Source organism: Kribbella sp. NBC_00382 (assembly GCF_036067295.1).
Classification (GTDB): Bacteria; Actinomycetota; Actinomycetes; order Propionibacteriales; family Kribbellaceae; genus Kribbella.
In genome coordinates this window covers 5,714,180-5,735,843 of record NZ_CP107954.1, presented here as the reverse complement: position 1 = coordinate 5,735,843, position 21,664 = coordinate 5,714,180, and the positions used below count along the sequence as shown (strand labels likewise).

Annotated in this window: 22 protein-coding genes; 10 read left to right on the top strand and 12 right to left on the bottom strand. The window is 68.0% G+C overall.

Translation table 11 applies throughout. The features are described 5' to 3' along the window. The first annotated feature begins 45 nt into the window (after window positions 1-45). Window positions 46-591, top strand: coding sequence for a mycothiol transferase (locus OHA70_RS27390; RefSeq protein WP_328322531.1), 546 nt, complete (start codon window positions 46-48; stop codon window positions 589-591). Then, window positions 588-1,202: a GNAT family N-acetyltransferase gene (locus OHA70_RS27385; protein ID WP_328322530.1), complete on the top strand. Its 615-nt coding sequence runs from the start codon at window positions 588-590 to the stop codon at window positions 1,200-1,202. Before OHA70_RS27390 ends, OHA70_RS27385 begins: the two co-directional genes overlap by 4 nt. Before the next feature lie 10 nt (window positions 1,203-1,212). On the opposite strand, the gene OHA70_RS27380 is transcribed toward OHA70_RS27385, so the two are convergent. The 3 genes from OHA70_RS27380 to OHA70_RS27370 form a co-directional block, all read right to left on the bottom strand. Next, window positions 1,213-2,190, bottom strand: a complete 978-nt coding sequence (locus OHA70_RS27380; protein ID WP_328322529.1) for a ribose-phosphate diphosphokinase — start codon at window positions 2,188-2,190, stop codon at window positions 1,213-1,215. Between the two features lie 99 nt (window positions 2,191-2,289). After that, window positions 2,290-3,312, bottom strand: coding sequence for a threonine aldolase family protein (locus OHA70_RS27375; RefSeq protein ID WP_328322528.1), 1,023 nt, complete (start codon window positions 3,310-3,312; stop codon window positions 2,290-2,292). Between the two features lie 82 nt (window positions 3,313-3,394). Beyond that, a complete protein-coding gene (locus tag OHA70_RS27370; RefSeq protein ID WP_328322527.1) occupies window positions 3,395-4,768 on the bottom strand; it encodes a class II 3-deoxy-7-phosphoheptulonate synthase in 1,374 nt (457 codons plus the stop codon). 214 nt (window positions 4,769-4,982) lie between these two features. Between OHA70_RS27370 and OHA70_RS27365 the strand changes: the two genes are divergently transcribed. After that, complete coding sequence (locus OHA70_RS27365) at window positions 4,983-6,140, top strand: type IV toxin-antitoxin system AbiEi family antitoxin domain-containing protein (protein WP_328322526.1); 1,158 nt, start codon at window positions 4,983-4,985, stop codon at window positions 6,138-6,140. Here the strand turns inward: OHA70_RS27365 and OHA70_RS27360 are convergent. Beyond that, a complete protein-coding gene (locus OHA70_RS27360) occupies window positions 6,133-6,540 on the bottom strand; it encodes a DUF2237 family protein (protein ID WP_328322525.1) in 408 nt (135 codons plus the stop codon). The two genes, OHA70_RS27365 and OHA70_RS27360, sit on opposite strands and share 8 nt — an antisense overlap. A 10-nt stretch (window positions 6,541-6,550) precedes the next feature. Next, window positions 6,551-7,339 carry a lysophospholipid acyltransferase family protein gene (locus tag OHA70_RS27355; RefSeq protein ID WP_328322524.1) on the bottom strand — a complete coding sequence of 263 codons (789 nt, stop codon included), beginning with the start codon at window positions 7,337-7,339 and terminating at the stop codon, window positions 6,551-6,553. Between the two features lie 208 nt (window positions 7,340-7,547). On the opposite strand from OHA70_RS27355, the gene OHA70_RS27350 reads away from it, so the two are divergent. From OHA70_RS27350 to OHA70_RS27330, 5 genes are all read left to right on the top strand, one after another. After that, window positions 7,548-8,312 carry an alpha/beta hydrolase gene (locus OHA70_RS27350; protein WP_328322523.1) on the top strand — a complete coding sequence of 255 codons (765 nt, stop codon included), beginning with the start codon at window positions 7,548-7,550 and terminating at the stop codon, window positions 8,310-8,312. Beyond that, window positions 8,305-9,099 (top strand): hypothetical protein, encoded by a 795-nt coding sequence (locus tag OHA70_RS27345; protein ID WP_328322522.1) that lies wholly within the window; start codon window positions 8,305-8,307, stop codon window positions 9,097-9,099. Before OHA70_RS27350 ends, OHA70_RS27345 begins: the two co-directional genes overlap by 8 nt. Window positions 9,100-9,154: 55 nt before the next feature. Further along, on the top strand, window positions 9,155-10,384 hold the full coding sequence (locus OHA70_RS27340; RefSeq protein ID WP_328322521.1) for an ornithine cyclodeaminase: 1,230 nt from the start codon (window positions 9,155-9,157) through the stop codon (window positions 10,382-10,384). 474 nt (window positions 10,385-10,858) lie between these two features. Continuing rightward, a complete protein-coding gene (locus OHA70_RS27335) occupies window positions 10,859-11,245 on the top strand; it encodes a VOC family protein (RefSeq protein WP_328322520.1) in 387 nt (128 codons plus the stop codon). Between the two features lie 18 nt (window positions 11,246-11,263). Beyond that, complete coding sequence (locus tag OHA70_RS27330) at window positions 11,264-12,013, top strand: enoyl-CoA hydratase-related protein (protein WP_328322519.1); 750 nt, start codon at window positions 11,264-11,266, stop codon at window positions 12,011-12,013. Between the two features lie 235 nt (window positions 12,014-12,248). Here OHA70_RS27330 and OHA70_RS27325 read toward each other — a convergent pair whose 3' ends face one another. Next, window positions 12,249-13,013: an SDR family oxidoreductase gene (locus OHA70_RS27325; protein ID WP_328322518.1), complete on the bottom strand. Its 765-nt coding sequence runs from the start codon at window positions 13,011-13,013 to the stop codon at window positions 12,249-12,251. 85 nt (window positions 13,014-13,098) lie between these two features. Here OHA70_RS27325 and OHA70_RS27320 point away from each other — a divergent pair, with 85 nt between their 5' ends. After that, window positions 13,099-13,842: a phytanoyl-CoA dioxygenase family protein gene (locus OHA70_RS27320; protein WP_328322517.1), complete on the top strand. Its 744-nt coding sequence runs from the start codon at window positions 13,099-13,101 to the stop codon at window positions 13,840-13,842. On the opposite strand, the gene OHA70_RS27315 is transcribed toward OHA70_RS27320, so the two are convergent. The 6 genes from OHA70_RS27315 to OHA70_RS27290 form a co-directional block, all read right to left on the bottom strand. Next, on the bottom strand, window positions 13,829-14,662 hold the full coding sequence (locus OHA70_RS27315; RefSeq protein ID WP_328322516.1) for an endonuclease/exonuclease/phosphatase family protein: 834 nt from the start codon (window positions 14,660-14,662) through the stop codon (window positions 13,829-13,831). The two genes, OHA70_RS27320 and OHA70_RS27315, sit on opposite strands and share 14 nt — an antisense overlap. After that, window positions 14,659-15,837: an ROK family glucokinase gene (locus OHA70_RS27310; RefSeq protein WP_328322515.1), complete on the bottom strand. Its 1,179-nt coding sequence runs from the start codon at window positions 15,835-15,837 to the stop codon at window positions 14,659-14,661. The genes OHA70_RS27315 and OHA70_RS27310 overlap by 4 nt, the downstream gene beginning before the upstream one ends. 85 nt (window positions 15,838-15,922) lie before the next feature. Next, the gene (locus OHA70_RS27305; RefSeq protein ID WP_328322514.1) at window positions 15,923-16,894 is read right to left on the bottom strand and encodes an ROK family glucokinase; all 972 of its coding nucleotides are present in this window, start codon (window positions 16,892-16,894) and stop codon (window positions 15,923-15,925) included. Beyond that, on the bottom strand, window positions 16,885-17,370 hold the full coding sequence (locus tag OHA70_RS27300) for a hypothetical protein (RefSeq protein ID WP_328322513.1): 486 nt from the start codon (window positions 17,368-17,370) through the stop codon (window positions 16,885-16,887). Before OHA70_RS27300 ends, OHA70_RS27305 begins: the two co-directional genes overlap by 10 nt. Beyond that, window positions 17,367-18,683 (bottom strand): ArsA family ATPase, encoded by a 1,317-nt coding sequence (locus OHA70_RS27295; RefSeq protein WP_328322511.1) that lies wholly within the window; start codon window positions 18,681-18,683, stop codon window positions 17,367-17,369. The genes OHA70_RS27300 and OHA70_RS27295 overlap by 4 nt, the downstream gene beginning before the upstream one ends. Before the next feature lie 4 nt (window positions 18,684-18,687). Continuing rightward, window positions 18,688-19,587 carry an SRPBCC family protein gene (locus OHA70_RS27290; protein ID WP_328322509.1) on the bottom strand — a complete coding sequence of 300 codons (900 nt, stop codon included), beginning with the start codon at window positions 19,585-19,587 and terminating at the stop codon, window positions 18,688-18,690. Between the two features lie 105 nt (window positions 19,588-19,692). Between OHA70_RS27290 and OHA70_RS27285 the strand changes: the two genes are divergently transcribed. Next, entirely contained in the window at window positions 19,693-21,486 is a 1,794-nt protein-coding gene (locus OHA70_RS27285) for an AMP-dependent synthetase/ligase (protein WP_328322507.1), read from the top strand. Window positions 21,487-21,664: the final 178 nt, after the last annotated feature.

Below are 21,664 nucleotides of genomic sequence, written 5' to 3'. Positions count from 1 at the left end.
CTTCCCGGAAGCAGAACGTCCGCATTGGATATTAACGTCCGGATCATGACTGATCACAACCTTCCGCACGAAGCGCCGATCGCCGGGACCGAGCTCGAGACCATGCTCGGCTCGCTGGAGCGGCAACGCAGGATCTTCGCCTGGAAGTGCGGCGGCCTGGACTCCGCCGGCCTGCAGAAGTCGCATCCGCCGTCGACGATGACTCTGGGCGGGCTGCTGAAGCACCTCGGGCTGTGCGAGGACGAGTACTTCACCCACCGGCTGCTCGGGACGGAACTGGGAGCGCCTTGGGACGCGGTCGACTGGGATGCCGACTCCGAGTGGGAGTGGCACTCGGCCGCGGACGACACGGCAGAGCAGCTCTACGACCTCTGGAACGCTGCGGCCGACCGCTCGCGAGCAGCGGTCGCCGGGGCGCTGGCTGACGGCGGGCTGGACCACTTCGCGGAGTACAAGAACTCCCGGGGCGAAAGCCCGACCCTGCGCCGCCTTCTGATCGACCTGATCGAGGAGTACGCCCGCCATGCCGGCCACGCCGACCTGATCCGCGAGACGGTGGACGGGCTGACCGGTGAAGAGCCGCCGCGATGACGCTCGACTCCGTTGCCGAGCAGTTGACGTTCCGGCCGGCGAACGAGGCGTCGTGGGAGGACCTGCAGGCCGTCTTGGGCGACAGCGACGCCGGGCAGTGTCATTGCCAGCGGTTCAAGACGCGCGGGTGGATGTGGAATGTGACCACCGAGCCCGAGCGGGCCGGGCTGATGCGGGAGCAGACAAACTGCGACAACCCGCGGGCCCGGCAGACGAGTGGGCTGGTCGCCTACCTTGACGACGAGCCGGTCGGGTGGTGTGCGGTGGAACCGCGGACGGCGTACCCGCGATTCCTCGGGCGTACGCCGGTGCCGTGGAAGGGCCGCAACGAGGACAAGGAGGACGACTCGGTCTGGGTCATCGCCTGCTTCGTCACGCGGCTCGGGTATCGGCGGCGAGGGGTCAGCTACGGGATGGCTCGCGCGACGATCGACTACGCCCGGGAGCGTGGTGCCCGGGCATTGGAGGGGTATCCGATGCTGCCGGCGGCCGGGAAGGACGTGCCGTGGGGTGAGCTGCATGTCGGGCACTACAGCGTCTTCGAGGAGGCCGGCTTCAAGGAAGTCAGCCATCCGACGCTGCGGCGCTATGTGATGCGGATCGACCTCTAAAACGGCACAGCTAGAAAGGCAGTTTGGGCTGCGGTGGGGCGTGGGTCGGGTCGACGCCGTCGAAGAGGCTGCTGACCGATTCGCCGTCGTGGATGCGCTTGATCGCCTCGGCGAACAGGCCGGAGACCGAGCTGACCTGCAGCTCGGGGAAGCCGTCCGGGCGGGGCACGGTGTCGGTGCTGATCACCTCGGTGATCGACGGATGCGAGCGCAGCCGCTCGACCGCCTTGCCGGCGAACAGTCCGTGGGTGGTCGCGACGGCGGCCTGGGTGCAGCCGAGGTCCTTCAGCCGGTCGAGCAGCTCGATGATCGAGCCGCCGGTGGCGATCTCGTCGTCCAGGATGATCGCCTTCTTGCCGGCCACGTCGCCGACGATCGCGTCGATCACCACCCGGTCGTCGGACAGCCGCTGCTTGCTGCCCGCGGCGACCGGCAGGCCGAGCAGCCGGGCGAACTGGGTCGCGGTCTTCGCGTTGCCCAGGTCGGGGCTGACGACAACGGTGTTCGTGAGGTCGGTACCGCGGAAGTGCTCGGCCAGTACGCCGATCGCGGTCAGGTGGTCGACGGGTACGGAGAAGAACCCGTGCACCTGGGGTGCGTGCAGCGTCATCGTCAGCACCCGGTCGACACCGGCCGCGACGAGCAGGTCGGCCACCAGGCGGGCGCCGATCGAGATCCGCGACGCGTCCTTCTTGTCCGAGCGCGCATAGGCGTAGTGCGGCATCACCGCGGTGATCTGAGCGGCCGAGGCACCCCTGGCGGCGTCGATCATCAAGAGCAGCTCCATCAGGTGCTCTTGGGTCGGCGGAACCAGCGGCTGGACGATGTAGACGTCCCGCTGGCGGCAGTTCACCTGCAGCTGGACCTGTAGGCAGTCATTGCTGAACCGGTGGATCTCCACCGGCGACAGGTCCACACCGAGATCGGCGCAGATCTGCTTGGCAAGGCTGGAATGGGCACTGCCACTGAACACGACGATCTCTCGCACGGCACTCCCCGAACTGACCGACCAGACAGCATTGAGCGTACCTGCCGACCGGCAACTGTCAGCACCCGGCAGGTGGTACCGGAATCTTGCGAACTGCCATCAGTGCAAGAGACTTGCGACCACTTCGGCTGCGCGGCGGCAGTCCGTGGCCGATGCATCCAGATGGGTGACCAGGCGGAGTTGCGTAGCGCCTACTCCGCCGACCAGGACGCCCTCCGCCTTCGCTCCCGCGACGACCTCCGCGACCGTCTTGCTGGTGGCGGCAAGGTCGGCGACGACGATGTTGGTGTCGACCTGGTCCGGCTTGATCGAGCCGGGGGCCGCGTCAGCGAGGATCTCGGCGATCTGCCGGGCGTTGGCGTGGTCCTCGGCTAGACGCTCGACGTTGTTCTGGATCGCGTAGAGACCGGCCGCAGCCAGTACGCCGGCCTGCCGCCAGCCGGCGCCGAGGCGTTTGCGCCAGACCCGCGACTCCTTGACGAGCTCGGCCGAGCCGACCAGCACGGAGCCGATCGGGGCGCCTAGGCCTTTGCTGAGGCAGACGCTGGCGGCGGCTGCTCGGGAGGCATACGCCTTCATCGAGATGCCCGAGGCGACCGATGCGTTCCACAGCCGGGCGCCGTCGAGGTGGAGCGGCATGCCGATCGAGTCCAACTCGTCGGCCAGGGCGTCGTACGAGCGCTGGATCGCGCCGCCGCCGAAGTTGTGGGTGTTCTCGACCGAGACGGCTGCCGTCTGCACGAAGTACGGGCCGAGGTCGGGGGCGATCAGGGCGCGGATCTGGTCCAGGTCGATCTGGCCGCCCGGTGCGCTCCAGGTCCGCGTGGTGACTCCGCTTACGGCGGCGTGTGCGCCCAGTTCGGCTCGTGCGATGTGAGCGCTCGCCTCACAGAGAACCTCGGAGCCCGGAGCAACGAGTGCCCGGACGCCGAGGATGTTGGCCAGCGAGCCGGTCACCGTGAAGAGTCCGGCCTCATGCCCGAGCAGCGCGGCGACCGTTTCCTCGAGCTCGGTGACCGTGGGGTCCTCGCCGTACACGTCGTCCCCGAGCGGAGCACTCGTCATCGCCGCCAGCATCCCCGCGGACGGCTTGGTCACCGTGTCGGAGCGAAGGTCGATCACGCCGCACACGCTCCCGTCGCCGGGCGACCCGCTGACGCAACGCCGGCGATCGCGCCGACCGCCGGCGTTGCGTAGTACCGGCTCATGCTCGTGCGCCTCGGAGGCGTTCGGCGACCAGGAAGGCGAGCTCGAGCGACTGGTGACGGTTGAGGCGGGGGTCGCAGGCGGTCTCGTAGCGGTTGACCAGGTCCTCGGCGACCAGCTCCTCGCCGCCGCCGAGGCACTCGGTGACGTCGTCGCCGGTGAGCTCGATGTGCATGCCGCCCGGCCAGGTGCCGACCTGCTCGTGCGCGTCGAAGAAGCCCTGCACCTCGTCGATCACGTCGTCGAAGTTGCGGGTCTTGTAGCCGTTCGGCGTCTCGTAGGTGTTGCCGTGCATCGGGTCGCAGACCCAGGCGATCGGCGAGCCGTGGTCGCGGACCGCCTCCAGCAGCGGCGGCAGCCCGTCGCGGATCTTGCCCGCGCCCATCCGGGTGATGAAGGTCAGCCGGCCCTCGATGCCCTTCGGGTTCAGCTTGTCGATCAGCGCGCGGATGTACTCCGGGGTCGTGGTCGGGCCGATCTTGACGCCGAGCGGGTTGCTCAGCGTCGACAGGAACTCCACGTGCGCGCCGTCGAGCTGGCGGGTCCGCTCCCCCACCCAGAGCAGGTGCCCGGACACGTCGTACGGCAGCTCGGTCCGCGAGTCGATCCGGGTCAGGGCGTGCTCGTACTCCAGGATGAGCGCCTCGTGCGAGGCGTAGAAGTCGACCGTCTTGAACTCGTCGGCGGTCGCCCCGCAGGCGCGCATGAAGGCGAGCGCCCGCTCGATCTCACCGGCCAGCTGCTCGTAGCGCTGGCCGACCGGCGAGGACTTCACGAAGTCGGTGTTCCAGGCGTGCACCTGGTGCAGGTCGGCGTACCCACCGGTGGTGAACGCGCGGGTCAGGTTGAGCGTCGCGGCGGCCGCGTTGTAGACGCCACGGAGCCGCTCGGGGTCCGGGATCCGCGACTTCTCGGTGAACTCCAGCCCGTTGACCGCGTCCCCCCGGTACGACGGCAGCGTCACGCCGTTGCGGGTCTCGTCGCCCGAGCTGCGCGGCTTGGCGTACTGCCCGGCGATCCGCCCGACCTTCACGACCGGCACGCTCGCGGCGTACTGGAGTACGACGGACATCTGGAGCAGTACCCGGAGCTTGGCCCGGATGTTCTCGGCGGTCACCCCGTCGAACGTCTCGGCGCAGTCACCACCCTGCAGCAGGAACGCCTCACCGCGCGCGACGGCACCGATCTTGGTCGTCAGGTCGTCGCACTCACCCGCGAACACCAGCGGCGGCAACGTCCTGAGTTGCCCGATGACCTGCTCCAACGCACCCTGATCCGGCCACTCGGGCTGCTGCAGCGGCTTCATCGCCCGCAGCTCCTCAAGAGTCGGAACCCCAGGCACTTCCCCCGCACTCAACGTCGCAAATTGCATACCCCCAGCCTATTCCAGGCCTCTCGCCCTCCGCCCGCCCGTCTCACCCCTCCAGCTGCCGCCCCTCACCGCCCTGACGCACTTGGGGAGGCAAATACCCCGCTCCGGGGGCAAGATCCGCCCCGGCGTCGACCAAAACCCTCCCCGGGCTGGGGTGTCCACAGGGCGTGAGGAGGGGGGCGCCGGGGATGGAGGTCGAGGGCATCTTGTCTGTGTGGAGAACGATCAGCAGGGGCAGGTACCGGCGGCGTTGACGGGTGATGAGTCGGTTCGGTTGTTCGTGGAGTTGCGGCAGCGGCAGAAGGGGGCCTTCAGCCGGGCGCAGGCGTTGGAGTACGGGATCACCGACAAGGTGCTCCAACGGAGGTGCCGGGTGCGGCAACTGCAGCGGGTGCATCACGGCGTGTACGTCGACTTCACCGGTCCGTTGCCGTGGGAAACCAGGCTGTGGGCTGCCTGGCTCGCCTGCGGGCCGGACGCTGCCCTGACCGGCAAGACCGCTCTCCGGTACTACGGGTTGGAGGGCGACTGGGATGACGCCGACCCGATCCACCTGGCCGTGCCCCATGCGCGTCGCCTCGATCCCCGGGCAATGATTCTCGTCACCCGCTGGCGCGAGCTCGATTCGCGGTTGCACCCGACTCGCAGGCCACCGACCGTACGGCTGGAGGTCGCCTTGCTGACAACCGCGAGCCGGGAACGAGAGACCGCACGGCAAGCAGCCATGCTTCTGGACGCCTGTCGCCAGCGCCGGACATCTCCACAACGACTGCTGGCCGAACTGGAGACGCTCGGGCAGCTGCCCGGTCGAGAGGCCATCCGGCAGATCCTGCTCGACGCGGCAGACGGCGTGCAGTCGTTCCTCGAACAGTGCTACCTCCACCGGGTCGAGCGGGCTCACGGCCTGCCCGTTGCCGACCGCCAGGTCCGAGCCGTCCCAACTGCCGGCACCGCCGCTGCCGGCCACTCCACCACGGCCGGGCCTACGACCGCTGCCTCGGTCAGCCCCTCGAAGCGCGTCGTCTATCGCGACGTCGAGTATTCGCCGTACGGCGTGATCGTCGAACTCGACGGCCGGCTAGGCCACTCCGACGCGCTGTCTCGCTGGCGTGACATGAGCCGGGACAACGCCGCTGCGACGAGCGGAAAGCTCACGCTGCGGTTCGGGTACCAGTTGGTCGGCCACCCCTGCGAAACCGCGGCCCAAGTGGTGACCGCCTTGCACCACCGCGGCTGGACCGGCGCCCCTCGCCCCTGCTCCCCCACCTGTGCACTTGGGGAGGATCCTGTCCAGATCCGGGGAGGCAAATACCGCCATTCGAGGGCAAAATCCTCCCCAACCCGGGCGCAAACCCTCCCCCCGGCTAGCTGAGCGAGCTGAGATCCGGTGGAACATCCACCGCGTGCTCTCGCAGCACGCTCAGGGGGATCGTGTCGAGGGAGCGGGCGTGGGTGGAGGCCAGTACTACGGGAGCCGCGGCGCCGGCGTGGTACGCCTGCAGCCAGCGGGCCGCGACGACACACCAGCGGTCGCCCGGCCGCAATCCGGCGAAGTTGAACTCGGGTCGCGGGGTGGACAGGTCGTTGCCCACGCCGGCCTGGTGGGTGAGGAACTCCGTCGTCATCACCGCGCAGACCGTGTGGCTGCCGAGGTCCTCGGGGCCGGTCGTGCAGCAACCGTCGCGGAAGAAGCCGGTGACCGGGTCGGTGCCGCACTCCTGGAGCTGCTCGCCCAGGACGTTGAGGTCGCCATCCATGGAGGCTTCAGTCATCGAGGCTGGGTCAGGACGCCTTGGTGTCGCCGAGGCGGGGCTTGATGTGCTCGTCGACCGACTCGCCGGCCTTGATGAGCTCCTTGGCCTTCTCGGCGTACATGTCGACGTACTCCTGGCCGGACAGCTCCATCATCGCGTACATGATCTCGTCGGTGACCGAGCGCAGTACGAACCGGTCGCGCTCCATCCCCTCGTACCGGGAGAAGTCCAGCGGCTTGCCGATCGACACGCCGGGGCGGATCAGCCTCGGCAGCCGGCGACCGGGTTCACGGATCAGGAACTTCGGCCAGACCGAGCCGGGCGGGTTGAGCTTCTCGGTGTCGATCATCGCCACCGGGATGACCGGCACGCCGGCCACGATCGCCATCCGGGCCACGCCGGTCTTGCCCTTGTAGAGCCGGCCGTCGGGCGAGCGGGTGCCCTCGGGGTAGATGCCGAACAGCTCGCCCTTGGCGAGGATCTCCAGCCCGGTGTTCAGCGCGGCCAGCGAGGCGCGGCCGCCGGAGCGATCGATCGGGATCTGGCCGATCGAGCGGAAGAAGGTCGCCATCAGGCGGCCCTTCAGCCCGGGCGCGGTGAAGTACTCCGACTTGGCCGGGAAGATGATCTGGCGCGGCACCGCGACCGGCAGGAACACCGAGTCGGTGAACGCCAGGTGGTTGCTCACCAGCAGGGCCGGCCCGGTCGAGGGAATGTTCTCCAGCCCCTCGACCCTGGGACGGAAGAGGAGCTTCGCAATCGGTCCGACGAAAAACCGCCTGAGGAACAGGTACAGCAACGCCTTCACCTCCGTCACTCGGCCGAGAGCCTACGTTCCACCATCCTCCCTAAGCAACGTGACCGCCAGGAATAGGCGGGTTGCACTCTGTGTTGTCCCCTCGTTGCAGACTGGGTGCGATGTCGGTCACGAGTCACTGACGACACCCTTCGCGGGGTGGGCGGGTGGCCCTGCGGCTGCGACCATTGGCATCTGTTGGATCATTGCGACCCGTCGAGGAGTACCCGTGCCAGTGCAAGCCCACGCGGAGGAGTTCCGCAGCCCAGGATCCGGCGCGAACGCCGCGACCGGGGTCCTGCTGAGCCACGGCTTCACCGGCTCACCACGGTCGATGCGGCCGTTCGGCGAGCACCTGGCGGCAGCGGGGTACGGAGTCGCGGTGCCGCGGCTGCCTGGGCACGGTACGACCTGGCAGGAGATGAACAACACCCGCTGGCAGGACTGGTACGCCGTACTCGACAACGAGCTGGAGCGGCTGCGCAAGGAGCACGACCGGGTGTTCGTGGCCGGCCTGTCGATGGGCGGCTGTCTGGTACTACGGCTCGCCGAGCAGCACGGGGCAGACATCTCGGGTGTGATCCTCGTCAACCCGTCCGTGCAGACCGACGACAAGCGACTCGTCCTGCTCCCGGTGCTGCAGCGGCTCGTCCCGTCGTTCCCCGGCATCTCGAACGACATCAAGAAGCCCGACGTCGACGAGGGCGCCTACTCCCGGATGCCGCTGCGCGCGCTGCACTCGCTCTCGCAGCTCTGGACGCTCACCCGGGCGGATCTGGCCAAAGTCACCCAGCCGGTGCTGCTTTTCCGCAGTACTGTCGATCATGTCGTGGAACCGAGCTCGGGCCGGTCGATCCTGGCGTCGATATCGTCCCGCGACGTAACCGAAACCCTGCTCGAGGACAGCTACCACGTGGCCACTCTGGACAACGACGCACCCCGCATCTTCGCCGACACCACCACCTTCATCCACCGGGTATCCGCCGATGCATGACAACGGCCTGACCGCATCGACCTACACCTCCATGGGCGGCATAGACCCCCAAATAGCCGAACCAGTCCTCACCGCCCTCGCCGAAGCAGGCATCGCGGCGTACTCCGAGGCGCCGGTCGAGGCAGCGGCGGACGACGTACCGAAGGAATCGGCTGAGGTAGACGCCGAGGCTGGTACCGAACCAGAGAGCACAGCCGTCTCCGAGACAACCGCGCCTGCGCCCGCGAAGGCCGACGAGGTTGCTCCGCCGCGGATTCCGGTGGGGTTCGAGGAGATATTTGTTGATGCTGAGGCCGAGGTTCGGGCTCGGGGGGTGATTGCTCGGAGTACTGAGGATGCTGAGTGGGCGTCTTTGGTGGAGCAGTTCAATCTGCCGGCGGCGGAGGGGCATGACGCGACTCCGGTACCGCGGTGGCCTGCGAGTGAGGATGTGGATGAGGGGTCGTACGAGCCGCTCATCGACGTACCGGCTGGGCTGATCGTCGGGGACACCGATGAAGATCCGCCGGAGGAGCCGCCGGCCCGGCGTACCGAGGATCACCACGAGCATTTCGTACCGCCTGAGCCGCCGAAAGGCCCGAAGCTCGACTGGATCAGCCGCGCCGCCTGGCTCGGGCTGATCGGCGGTCCGGTGCTGCTGATCCTCGCCGCGCTGCTCGACTTCGGCACCGGCCGGATCACCACCCTCGCGGTGGTCGGCTTCATCGGCGGATTCCTCACCCTGGTGATCCGGATGAAGGACCGGCTGCCCCCGGAAGACACCCCGGACGATGGCGCAGTCGTCTAACCGTTAGGCTGCAGATCGTCGGACAATCCGACGAGAACAGCCGAGGGAGGCACCCGTGCAGGTCACCGAGACGGTCGAGATCACCGGCCACCTGATGGATACCGGGTTGCTCTCCCGGGTCCTCGACGACATCCGCGGGTACGGCGGTGAGTACACGCTGGACAAGTTCGACCTCGGCTACGACAAGGACGACCCGTCCACCGTCCGGATGACCGTCGGCGCCGAGGACGAGGAAGCGCTCCAGCGCCTCCTGATGCGGATCCAGACCAAGGGCGCCAACCTGGTCAACCCCGGTACGCCGGAGATCTCCGAAGTACTCCAGGACGGCGTCTTCCCGGACGGCTTCTACTCGACCACGAACCTGCCGACCAGTGTCCGGCTGAACGGCCACTGGGTATCGGTCCGCAACCCCGAGATGGACTGCGGCCTGCTCGTCGAGGGCGAGGACGTCCGGACCATCCCGATGTCCGAGGTCAAGGCCGGGATGCGGATCATCTCCAGCGCCCAGGGCGTCAAGGTCACTCCCCCGATCGTCGCGAGCAGCGAGGAGTCGTTCGGCTTCATGGAGTCGGACGTGTCCAGCGAGAAGCCGCAGGGCGTCCTGGTCAAGCAGGTCGCCGAGGGCATGCGCGAGGCGAAGGCGGCCGGGCTGAAGGTGCTCTGGGTCGGCGGCCCGGGCATCGTCCACACCGGCGCCGCGCCGGCGATGGTCGCGATCGTCGAGGCGGGTTTCGTCGACGTCATGTTCGCCGGCAACGCGCTCGCCACCCACGACATCGAATCGTCTCTGTACGGTACGTCGCTCGGCGTCGACCTGGCTCGCGGTCGCGGGGTCGAGCACGGGCACGAGCACCACATCCGCGCGATCAACACGATCCGCAAGGCCGGTTCGATCGCCGCGGCCGTCGAGACCGGCGTACTGACCTCGGGCGTGATGCACGCGCTGGTCAAGAAGGGCAACAAGTTCGTCCTGGTCGGCTCGGTCCGCGACGACGGCCCGCTGCCGGACGTCTACACCGACGTACTGGCCGGCCAGCGAGCGATGCGCGCCGAACTCGAGGGCGTCGGCTACTGCCTGATGGCCGCCACCATGCTCCACTCAGTTGCCACCGGCAACATCCTGCCTGCGTCGGTCCCGCTCACCTGCGTAGACATCAACCCGGCCACCGTCACCAAACTAGCCGACCGCGGCTCCGCCCAAGCCCGCGGAATCGTCACCGACGTAGGCCTCTTCATCGAACACCTAGCCCGAGAACTCTCCCCCACGTACGCCGACGCCAAGTAGGTCCGAGCTGAGGTAGTCGGCCCCACCCGTACTCCCGTTGCGGGGCTGGCGAATGGTGCCCAGCCGAACCACATGCGGCGCACCCGTCCAGCGCCATACGACTCGCCGCCACGCCGGTCGGCCGCGCCTTCTCGGCCGGGGTGATTGCCCGCCGTTCTCGCGGCCCTACGCACCGGATCAGCCTCGGGGATCGGCCTCGATGCGAACCCATCACGGGGAGCTCCTCCCGACGCCGAGTTGGGGCGAGTACGGGCGGGCGCAACGCTCTAGCCGCTCATGCGAGCAGGGTTGGGCCATCACACCAGCCCCGCGACGGCCTCTGGCATATGCACCGTCACGAGTCGCACGGCGCTGGCCGCTTCACCGGCAGTAGTTTGGGTGGGCACCATTCTTCAGCCCGCGACGGGAGTACGGGTGGGGCGGTCGGGCACTCGTCGGGAGGATTGTGTCGGTGGGGCGTGCCATCGTGGTGGGATGGTTCTCAGGACGAAGGCTCATTGGTTTGGTGTGGTGCTCAACTCGCCTGATCCGGCGGCGTTGGCTGGGTTTTACCAGCGGCTGCTCGGGTGGACGCTTTATCCCTCGGATGATGACTCCGACTTTGTCAGCTTGGCGCCTTCGGAGAAGGCTGGGTACAACCTGGCTTTTCAGCGTGAGGAGCTGTACGAGCGTCCGGTCTGGCCGGCTGAGGCGGGGAAGCCTCAGATGCAGCTCCATTTGGATCTGGAGGTGGACTCGCTCGATGAGGCGGTTGCGCACGCTGTCGGGTGCGGGGCGGAGTTGCCGGAGTTCCAGCCGCAGGACAACGTGCGTGTGATGCTCGACCCAGATGGGCATCCGTTCTGCCTGTATCTGGGTTGAGCAGGCAGGATGGGTTCCATGACGGAACTGGTGCACCTGGCGGTTGTTGACGGCGTCGCGACGATCACGCTGGACTCGCCGCACAACAAGAACGCGCTCTCTCAGCAGCTCACCAGCGAACTGCTGGCCCACCTGGAGACGGCCGACTCGGATGATGCAGTCCGCGTGATCGTGGTCCGGTCGGCGCTGGATGTCTTCTGCTCGGGCGCTGATCTGTCCGAGGCGACGTCGGTCGGCATGAAGGTCGGGGCGCAGCGGATGGTCGACGTTCAGCGCGCGATCGTCGCGAACTCCAAGCCGATCGTCACCCGGGTCGCCGGACCGGTACGAGCCGGTGGCATCGGCATTGTTGCCGCGTCGGACATCAGTATCGCCGGCCACAGCGCGACCTTCGCCCTCACCGAGGTACGCCTCGGCCTGGCCGCCGCGACGATCTCCCTGACGGTTATTCCCCGCCTGACCGATCGCGCCGCCTCCCTCACCTTCCTCACCGGCGACAGCTTCGATGGCGTCGAAGCTGCCAACCTAGGTCTGGTCACCCAGTCGGTCCCCGACGCTGAAGTCGACTACGCCCTCTCCGAAACCCTCAAGTCGCTACTCAAAGGCGCACCGCAAGGTCTGCGCGAGTCGAAGAAGTTGCTCAACCGCGAACTCCTCGCCGATATCGATGCCCGAGGCACCGAGTTGGCCGAGTTGTCCGCGAGCCTCTTCGGCTCCCCCGCAGCCCAGGAAGCCATGCTGGCTTTCCTGAACCGCAAGAAGAAGTAACCCGCCACCCACAGCGAGGTGCCGAGCCACATCTTGTGGACTCTGCCACCACCCGGCAACCTTCAACACGAACTGGCGACCTTGAACACCAACTGGTGACCTTGAACAAGTTATTACGTGTTCAAGGTCGCCAGCTGGTGTTCAAGCCCGCAAGAGGTGGACGTGGTGACGAACGGCGATGGGTCGGGGGAAGTGGGGCATGGGTGTGGCGGCAGCCGGTGTCGAAGGGTGGGGGTTACTCTCCCCAGCCGCCGTTGCTGTGGAGGAGTTGGGCGTTGATCCAGCCGCCTTCTGGGGAGCAGAGGAAGGCGACCAGGTTGGCGGTGTCGCGGGGGTGGCCGGGGCGTTTGAGTGGGTTTTCGGTGGCGAAGCGGTCGACCAGTTCCGGTGTCATCCAGCCGGTGTTGATGGGGCCTGGGTTGATGGCGTTGGCGGTGGTGCCTAGATCCGCTAGTTCGGCGGCGGCTGCTAGGACGATGCGGTCCAGGGCGCCTTTGCTCGCGCCGTACGGGAGGTTGCCTGCGGTGTGATCGCTGGTCAGGGCGACGATGCGGCCGTCGCCGAAGGGCGCGGAGTACTGGTCGGCGAATGCCTTGATCAGCAGCCACGAGGCGCGAGTGTTGACGGCGAAGTGGCGGTCGAAGCTCTCGATTGTGGTGTCGCGGATCGTGCTGTCCACCGACTCGCAGTGCGACATCACCAGCGCCTGTACGGATCCCAGTGTCTCGTTGGTCGCTCGGAACACCTCGGCCGGCGCGGCGACATCCTCGAAGTCGGCCTCCACCGAGAACACCCGCGCGCCTTCCTTCTCCAGCAGGGCGGTGATCTCCGCCCGGGCCTCCACATCCGGCCCCCACGGCTTGTCGTCGTCGTACCGGCCGAGGAACGTGAACGCGATGTCCCACCCGGTCGCCGCGAGCCGCTCCGCCAGCCCCGCCCCGATCCCGGCCCGTCGCCCCACACCCGTCACCAACGCCACCGGCCGCTTCAGCTCGCTCATGACGTCATCCTCGCGGCGGCTGCTCCGTTTCACCAAGGCTTTATTCGGTTGCTGTGGACAGCCGACGACTGCTGCACTGCAGGTCATGACGATCACCGCGACGCAACGCACGACGTTCCGCGAGCAGGGCTTTGTGGTGGTTCCGGACGTACTCACCGACGAGCAGCTCGCGACCGGCCGGGACCTGGTCGCCGCCGAGCTGGCGAAGCAGCCGCCGGAGCCGGGGCACGTCGGCTTCCATTTCGCCTGGCCGCGGTTCGAGGACGGCGAGCATCCGTTGCTCGACCTCTACCGGGAGACGGTCGCGCCGCTCGCGGCCGAGCTGGTCAGGCCGGAGCTGGGCGTCGACGAGCCGGACTTCGCACAGATCGCGACCACGATCCCGCCGTGGTCGCATCGGCCCGGATCGCCGCATGTCGACGGGGTGAGTCCGCCCATGGACGATGGTCAGCCGGGCACGTTCTCGATGCTTGCCGGGGTCTGGCTGACCGATCAGCTGGAGGAGTACCACGGCAATCTGCACGTATGGCCGGGCACGCATCTGCGGTTCGGTGAGTATCTGGCCGAGCACGGAGCTGATGCCCTGACCGACCTGGCGAAGGACACCAGCGGTGCGCCGTACCCGAAGATCGAGCTCGGCGAGCAGATCCAGACCTTCGGTACTGCGGGGAGCGTGCTGTTCGCCCATTACCTGCTGGGCCACAACATCGGTGGCAACACCGGGCCGGATCGGCGCGAGACGATCTACTACCGCCTGCAAGCCCATGGGCACCGCCATCGCTGGCGCGACGTGGTGGTCGATCCGCTCAGCGAGTTCAGGGCAGAGTGAGTTCGACCAGCATCGGGAGGTGGTCGGAGCCGGTTGCCAGGTCGGGGCGGGTGATGCCTTCGATGGTTTCGAGGGGGATCACTCGGCCGGCCAGGCCTGGTGAGAGGTGGGCTCCGTCGATGCGCTTGACCGGGTTGTCGGAGTGGAAGGTGTTGCCCGCGTCGACGCCCAGGTCGGTCAGGCCCTCGGCGGCCAAGCGATCCCAGACCGGGCCGCCGGGCTCCTCGTTGAGGTCGCCGACCAGTAGGTAGGGCAAGTTGAAGGACTTGCAACCCTGGAGTACCTGCTCGAGCTCGTGCTGGCGGCCGCGGATGTGCAGGCCGAGGTGGCAGACGATCAAGGCCAGCGGTACGCCGCCGAGGGAGGTCCGGCCGCCGACGGATCCGCCGGGGAGCTGGGTCGCGATGAAGCGGAAGCGGCGGCGGACGAACGGCCGCCAAACCCTCCAGTGCAAGGGATCCGCGAGGTCGATGCCATCGGCAACCAAGATCGCGTTGCGCGCCGAGGCAGCGATGTACCGCAGGCCGAACGTCGCGGCCATCGCCTCGCGCTTGCGCCGGGTGCCCCACCAGGTCGGTGCCTCCTGGACCAGCATGACGTCCGGCGCGCAGGCTTTGACGACGCGAGCCAGCGCCTCCCGGTCATCGCCCCAGCGGTGCACGTTGTACGAGAGCACCCGCATCGACGGGCCGGCCGGACGCCCTTCATTGCCTGCGGCAACCGGCTCCGGCCCGCCAGACATGCCATTGCTTGAGGCAACCGGCTCGGGGCCACCCGACATGCCATTGCCTGCGGCAACCGGCTCCGGGCCTTCCGTCATGCCTCGGTGTCGCCGTTCAGCTCGGCAGGCGCTGGTTCCTTCAGCGTCGATTCCTTCAGTGCCGGTTCCTTCAGGACGGGCTCGGCGGTTCGCATGCCGGTACGCCGTCCGACGGACTTGCGGGCAGCCCGCTCCAACCGGGTCGATCGTCCACTCCGGGCGGCAGCCGTCTTCGCCGTCACCGCAGTCGTCTTGACCCGCACCCGACGCAGCCAGGTCGCCTCTTCACGAGCCAGGTCGGCCGCTCCGACCATACCGGCCTCAGGACCCAGTACTGCCCGTACGATCCGCGCCTCGGGCCGGAACCCACGCCCGGTCAGCGTCCGCTTGAACGCCTCACGCGCGGGAGCGAGCAGCAACTCCCCCGCGTCCGACACGCCACCGCCGATCACGAACGTGCCGGGGTCGAGCGCAGCGGCGAGGTTGGCCAGCCCGATGCCGAGCCAGCGGCCGACATCCTCCAGCAACTCGATCGCCACCGGATCGCCGTCCTTGGCCAGCTTGGTGACCATCGGCCCGTTGATCTTGCGCGGATCGCCATCAGCCGCGCGCAACAGGTTGTGCGCCACCGGCGAACCGGAAAGCGCCAGCTCACGGGCCTCGCGGGTCAGTGAGTTACCCGACGCGTACTGCTCCCAGCAGCCACGGTTACCGCACTCGCAGCGGTGCCCGCCCGGTACCACCTGCATGTGCCCGAACTCGCCGGCGATACCGAACTTGCCGCGCTGCAGAGCACCGTCGTTCAGGATCGCGCCGCCGATACCGGTACCGAGCGTGACGCAGACCAGGTGGCTCTCACCCTGCCCCCCGCCGAACCGCCACTCCGACCAGGCAGCCGCGTTCGCGTCGTTCTCGACCACCACGGGCAGCCCAAGACGGCGCTCGACGGCGTCGCGCAGCGGCTCGTGCCGCCAAGCCAGGTGCGGGGCGAACAGTACGGACGAGCGGGTGCCGTCGACGAAGCCGGCCGCGCCGATCCCGACCGCGATCACGTCGTGCCGCGACTCGAGGTCGTGCACGATCTCGGCGATCGCGTCCTCGGTCTCGCGCGGGTCCTTGGTGGGTGTGTCCCGGCGCAACCGGTCCAGGATGTTGCCCTCTGGATCAACCACCCCGGCGGCCACCTTGGTGCCACCGATGTCGATCCCGATCGTCAGCGCCTGCGTCAGAGCCATCGCTCGACCCTCCTGATGAATCCCCCGGATTCCACGGCAAGCCTACCTAGTGCCGAGACGCCGGCCCCCAAAACGCAAAGTCGCCTCAACGCTGTTTCTCCGGTGCCGGAGCCGGTTTGCGGGCCAGGTCGGCGGCGCCGATCAGGCCGGCGTCGTTGCCCAGCTCGGCGAGGCCGAAGGCCGGATGCGGCCGGTTCGCCTTGGCCGGCAGGTTCTTCTCGAAGGCGGTCCTGGCCGAGGTGATGATCAGCTCTTTGGCCGCGCTCACCCCGCCGCCGATCACGATCGTGCTCGGGTCGAACAGCGTCGCGATACTCGCCAGCCCCTCGCCCAGCCACCGCCCGAGGTCGTCCAGCAACTCCACCGCGCACGGATCGCCCTGAGCCGCGGCCTCGGTGATCATCGGCCCGGTCAGCTCAGCCGGATCCGTGATCCCGCAAACGCTCAGCATCTGCGCCGCCGCCAACGATCCAGACTCAGCCTGCGCGCGCCCTTCACGGACCAACGCCCGCCCAGACGCGTACTGCTCCCAGCACCCACGAGCTCCACAACCACACCGATGCCCGCCCGGTACGACGCGCATGTGCCCGAGCTCGGCCGCGACCCCGTGAGCACCGCGCAGCAACTCGCCGCCGATCACCACGCCGCCACCGATCCCGGTACCGACCGTCAGGCAGACCATGTGCTCGACATCCTTCGCGGCGCCGAAGGCGAACTCGCCCCACGCAGCCGCGTTGGCGTCGTTCTCGACCACCACGGGTACCTTGAGCGCTTCGCCGATCCGTGCCCCGAGCGGTTCGTCCCGCCAGGCCAGGTTCGGTGCGAACAGCACGGTCGAGCGGTCCGACGAGACGAACCCGGCAGCGCCGATCCCGACCGCCTCGACCTGGTGGTCCTTGATCAGCTCGGCGGCCGCGTCGATGATCGCCGCCGCCGTCGCGTCCACCGAGTCGGCCGGGGTGTCGCGGTGCGTGCGCGCGATGATCGTGCCGTCCGCGTCGACGACGCCCGCGGCGATCTTGGTGCCGCCGACGTCGATGCCGATGCTCAATCCCATGGTTCGGGGTCCTCACTCACGTCGATCCGGTCCACCCGGGACCGGGCGGGCCGTTCGGGTTCCTTGGCCTTGGCGGTCCGCGACTCTGCGTCCTCCCGGGCCTGCCGCGCAGCGTCCGCGGCGGCTTCCAGCAGCGACCGTACCGATCCGAGCACCCCGGCCGCCGCAGTCGACAGCTGCTCGATCGTCTCAGGGCTGGTGGTTCGCACCTTCGAGATCAACTGGCACAGCGGACACCACTGGCACTCAGGCCCGCTGCGCGACGTACCGTGCTGGTGCTCTTCAGCGGCCGGCGGTTCATCCGGTACTTCGTACGCCGCGTCAACTTCGGGCTCAGCGTCGGCGGGCTCAGCATCGGCCGGTTCTGCGTCGCGGGTCGGGCGAGGCTGCGGCTCGTCGTGGCGGGCGGCCTGCTGAAGTACCGCGAACAGCTTGGCTGCCTCTTCGGCGACCGAGCCGACGGGCTCCTTGGTCATCTGGTGCCCTCCGAGATCGCCGTCGGCTCGTTGTCGAACTGCTGGCTCATCTGCTCACGGATCTCCTGCGCCAGCCCCTCGACCGAGTCCAGCGAACCGTTCGCAGGCGGCAGGTCCATCGCCCGCGGCAGCGGCTCACGCGGAGCGAAGCGCACTTGCAGCCGCCCGTCATCCAGCCTTGCGCCCGCGACAACTCCGCGCGCGAGCGCAGCCGGCAACGGAATCACCCGCCGGTACGAACCGACCGTGATGATCAGCTCGTCGCCATGCCGCGCCAGCTCCAGGTCGCTTGCCGACGCGAGCGGCAGCGGCATGGTCAGCGTGTACGTGCGGCCGTCGGTGTCGATATGCCGGTCCACCCACAACGAGGTCTCGTCGGTCGCCCGGGTGAACGGGTCGTCCTTGCCGTACATCTCGACCGCGAACGCCGCGAGCTCCTCGACCCCGACCGGCTCGCAGGCACGGTACGGCGACTCCCAGATCGGCAGCGGGCGAAACGAATCGGCGACATCGTCGAGAATCCCCCGCTGCGCCGCGACCCATTGCCGTCGCCAGTTGTCGGCGCCGGCCGTCGGGAAGACCCGGTTCGCGATGACGCCGTCGACGCGATACCCGAACAGGGACAGGGTTGTCAGCGAGCGCCTGGCCTCGGCGACGACGACGGCTTCAGGGGTCAGTACCAGGCGTACTGAGGCATCGGGGCCGGTCAGCAAGGTGCGGATGTCGGCCAGGTCGCCCTGCAGGCGGCGCAGTGCGTCAAAGACAGTGTCGTCGGGCATCGGCAGCCCCGAAGCCTTGCTGAGCCACGGCCGGAAGGCGCGGACGACCTTGCGCTCGGCGTTGAAGATGCGACCCAAGTACCAGGTCAGGGCATCGGGCAACGCGAGCAGCCGCAGCGTCTCGGCGGTCGGCGCGCAGTCGACGACGATCACGTCCCAGCGGCCGGACCGGACGTGGTCACGCACCTCGAGCAGCGCGAGCACCTCCTCGGCGCCCGGCAGCACGGTCAGCTCCTCGGCCTCGATCGGGTCGACGCCGATCACGTTCAGCACCGAGCGCAGGTACGCCTGGATGTCACCCCAGGAGCGCTCGAACCTGCGTTGCGCGTCGATCTGCTGGACGAACAGCAGGTTGTCGATCTCGGTCGGCTCGCCACCGACCTCGCTGTCGAATGCATCCGACAACGAGTGCGCGGCATCCGTCGACAGCACCAGCGTGCGCAGCCCCCGCAACGCGGCGAGCGTCGCAGTACCGGCAGCAGAGGTGGTCTTCCCCACGCCGCCTTTACCCGTGTAAAGCAGAATCCGAGTCACTGGATCAGGACTCGACGCGCTTCTTGAGGCCCTTCAGGGCGGTGTCGATGATGACCTTTTCGGCCTTGCGCTTGAGCAGGCCGATCATCGGGATCGCCACGTCGACGGCGAGCCGGTACGTCACCTCGGTGCCCTGGTCGCCCAGGTCGCGCAGGACGTACGAGCCGTCCATGCCCTTGACCATCTTGGCCTGGACGAGCGTCCAGGTGACCTCGTTGCGGGACCAGACGTAGTCCAGCGTGTACTCGTCGGAGATCGCCCCGGCATCCACCTTGAACCGGACCTGCTTGGGCCGGCCGGCCTCGTCCGTGGACAGCACCTGCGTCTCGCGCATCGAGTCCGCCCACTCCGGATACGCCTCGAAGTCCGCGATCACCGCCATGATCGCCTTCGGGGTCGCGTTCACGACGATGGTCGAGGTGGTCTGCTCTGCCATCGATTCACCTCTTCGCTGCCGGGACGGGTTCTGCCAGGACTGACCGGAGGCCACGCCCTCGGGGTCCAGCGATGAGACTATCGCGGCTTCGGACTGCGTCCTGCCCTCACCCGCGGCGCGGCCCTGCTCGAGTTCGTCCTTCAGCCGCCAGATGTTGGTCCGGTACTGCGCGACGTACCGCTCCCGCAGTTTCGCCAGCCGGCGTTCACCGACCGCCTTGACCGGGTCGATCCGGAGGTACCAGTGGACGATCACTCCGTCTCGGACCGGTTCGAGCCACCATTCCGCCGTACCGATGCCCTCGCCGGTCACCGCCCAGCGCACACCTTCCAGGCCGCGACGCTCCGACGGAATCAGGCTCAGGTCCGGCCACCACTGTTTCCACAGGGTGTCCGCGCCGAGTCGCTGGGCAACGTAGGCTGGTTCGGCGACGAGGAGATCGTCGCAACTTATGTCTAGCGCCGGCATGCCTGATTCCTGGTGTCCAGTGAGTCACAGATCTGACTACTTGTGGGTAGGTTGACGGTAGCGTGCGATTGAGTTGTCCATTCGTAACCGTCTGAGGAGACGCGAATGCGTGAGTTCACCACCCCTGCTGTGATCGAGCCGCCGACCACCGGCAGCTTGAGCGATGCCGTCTGGGCGAACGCTTCGTCCCATCCTGACACCGCGGTGTTCAGTAGGCGGGTCAAGGGTGGCGGCTGGCTGGACATCACCGCCGCGGAGTTCGCGCAGCACGTCAGTGGGGTGGCGAAGGGCCTGATCGCGGCCGGGGTCAAGCACGGCGACCGGGTCGCACTGCTGAGTGCCACGCGGTACGAGTGGACCCTGATCGACTACGCGATCTGGAGCATCGGCGCGGCCACCGTACCGATCTACGAGACCTCGTCGGCATCGCAGATCCAGTGGATCCTGACCGACTCCGAAGCGGTCGTCGCGATCGTCGAGAACCCGGCGCACGGCGTCGTCGTCGAGTCCGCCCGGACCGAGGCGCCGTCGCTGCAGGAGGTCTGGCAGATCGAGTCGGGCGCGGTCGACCAGCTCACGGTCCTCGGGCAGGAGATCACGGACGCCGAGCTGGACAAGCGGCGTACGGCGGTCGTGCCCGGCGATCTCGCGACGCTGATCTACACGTCCGGTACGACCGGGCGGCCGAAGGGCTGCAAGATCAGCCACTCCAACTTCATGGACGAGCTGGGCACCGCCACGAAGGTGCTGCCCGACCTGTTCAAGCTGGAGGGCGCATCCACGCTGCTGTTCCTGCCGCTGGCGCACGTGTTCGCCCGGATCATCCAGGTCGGCTGCGTGCTGATGCGGGTCAAGGTCGCGCACACCGCCGACGTGAAGAACCTGGTGCCGGACCTCGGCGAGTTCAAGCCGACCTTCATCCTCAGCGTGCCGCGGGTGTTCGAGAAGGTGTTCAACACTGCTTCGCAGACCGCGCACTCGGCCGGCCGGGGCAAGATCTTCGACGCCGCTGCCGAGACGGCGATCGCGTATTCGGAGGCGCAGGACAAGGGTGGCGCGGGCTTCGGGCTGAAGGCCAAGCACGCGCTCTACGACAAGCTCGTCTACGGCAAGCTGCGCGCGGTGCTCGGTGGGCGCGTGGAGTATGCGGTCTCGGGTGGGGCGCCGCTGGGTAACCGGCTCGGGCATTTCTTCCGCGGCATCGGCGTACCGGTGCTTGAGGGTTATGGGCTGACTGAGACGACTGCTGCGCTGGCCGTGAACCTGCCGGACGACATCCGGGTCGGGACCGTCGGTAAGCCGCTGCCTGGGGTGACCGTTGGGGTGGCCGCCGATGGTGAGCTCTGCTTCAAGGGCGGGCAGGTCATGCTCGGGTACTGGAAGAACGACGAGGCGACGGCTGCCGCGATCGACTCGGACGGGTGGTTCCACACCGGCGACCTGGGCGAGTTCGACGCCGACGGGTTCATCAAGATCACCGGGCGCAAGAAGGAGATCCTGGTGACCGCGGGCGGCAAGAACGTCGCCCCCGCGGTGCTGGAGGACCGGATCCGCCTGCACCCACTGGTCAGCCAGTGCATGGTCGTCGGCGACGGCAAACCCTTCATCGCCGCCCTCGTCACGATCGACCCGGAGACCATCCCGGCCTGGGCCGAGAAGCACGGCAAGCCGAACGACATGTCGGTCCTGGTGGACGACAAGGACCTGATCGCCGAGATCCAGACCGCGATCGACGACGCCAACACCGCCGTCTCGAAGGCCGAAGGCATCAAGAAGTTCAGCATCCTGGAAGAGGACTGGACCCAGGAGAACGGCGAACTCTCGCTGAAGCTCTCGCTCCGCCGCCACATCGTGATGAAGAAGCACGAGGCCGACGTCGAGGCGCTCTACCAGAAGTAGTTCCTGCTGAACGACCCGTGCCCCGCGGTGGCGCACCCTCCAACGCCACCGCAGGGTTGCGGTGGCCCCCTGATGCCACCGCAGAGTCGCGCCTTCCCCCTCCAGGCACTACCGGTCGCGTTTGTGATCACCGGCTTGTAGAACTAGAGGGGCGGAATACGCGCTTGATACGTCCGAT

Excerpts from the sequence above, each read along its gene's own strand:
- OHA70_RS27290 (WP_328322509.1), bottom strand. The coding sequence starts at position 19,587 with ATGCCGGCGCTAGACATAAGTTGCGACGATCTCCTCGTCGCCGAACCA.
- OHA70_RS27320 (WP_328322517.1), top strand. The coding sequence starts at position 13,099 with ATGACGATCACCGCGACGCAACGCACGACGTTCCGCGAGCAGGGCTTT.
- OHA70_RS27305 (WP_328322514.1), bottom strand. The coding sequence starts at position 16,894 with ATGGGATTGAGCATCGGCATCGACGTCGGCGGCACCAAGATCGCCGCG.
- OHA70_RS27315 (WP_328322516.1), bottom strand. The coding sequence starts at position 14,662 with ATGACGGAAGGCCCGGAGCCGGTTGCCGCAGGCAATGGCATGTCGGGT.
- OHA70_RS27285 (WP_328322507.1), top strand. The coding sequence starts at position 19,693 with ATGCGTGAGTTCACCACCCCTGCTGTGATCGAGCCGCCGACCACCGGC.
- OHA70_RS27300 (WP_328322513.1), bottom strand. The coding sequence starts at position 17,370 with ATGACCAAGGAGCCCGTCGGCTCGGTCGCCGAAGAGGCAGCCAAGCTG.
- OHA70_RS27330 (WP_328322519.1), top strand. The coding sequence starts at position 11,264 with ATGACGGAACTGGTGCACCTGGCGGTTGTTGACGGCGTCGCGACGATC.
- OHA70_RS27370 (WP_328322527.1), bottom strand. The coding sequence starts at position 4,768 with ATGCAATTTGCGACGTTGAGTGCGGGGGAAGTGCCTGGGGTTCCGACT.
- OHA70_RS27360 (WP_328322525.1), bottom strand. The coding sequence starts at position 6,540 with ATGACTGAAGCCTCCATGGATGGCGACCTCAACGTCCTGGGCGAGCAG.
- OHA70_RS27310 (WP_328322515.1), bottom strand. The coding sequence starts at position 15,837 with ATGGCTCTGACGCAGGCGCTGACGATCGGGATCGACATCGGTGGCACC.
- OHA70_RS27385 (WP_328322530.1), top strand. The coding sequence starts at position 588 with ATGACGCTCGACTCCGTTGCCGAGCAGTTGACGTTCCGGCCGGCGAAC.
- OHA70_RS27325 (WP_328322518.1), bottom strand. The coding sequence starts at position 13,013 with ATGAGCGAGCTGAAGCGGCCGGTGGCGTTGGTGACGGGTGTGGGGCGA.
- OHA70_RS27390 (WP_328322531.1), top strand. The coding sequence starts at position 46 with ATGACTGATCACAACCTTCCGCACGAAGCGCCGATCGCCGGGACCGAG.
- OHA70_RS27335 (WP_328322520.1), top strand. The coding sequence starts at position 10,859 with ATGGTTCTCAGGACGAAGGCTCATTGGTTTGGTGTGGTGCTCAACTCG.
- OHA70_RS27345 (WP_328322522.1), top strand. The coding sequence starts at position 8,305 with ATGCATGACAACGGCCTGACCGCATCGACCTACACCTCCATGGGCGGC.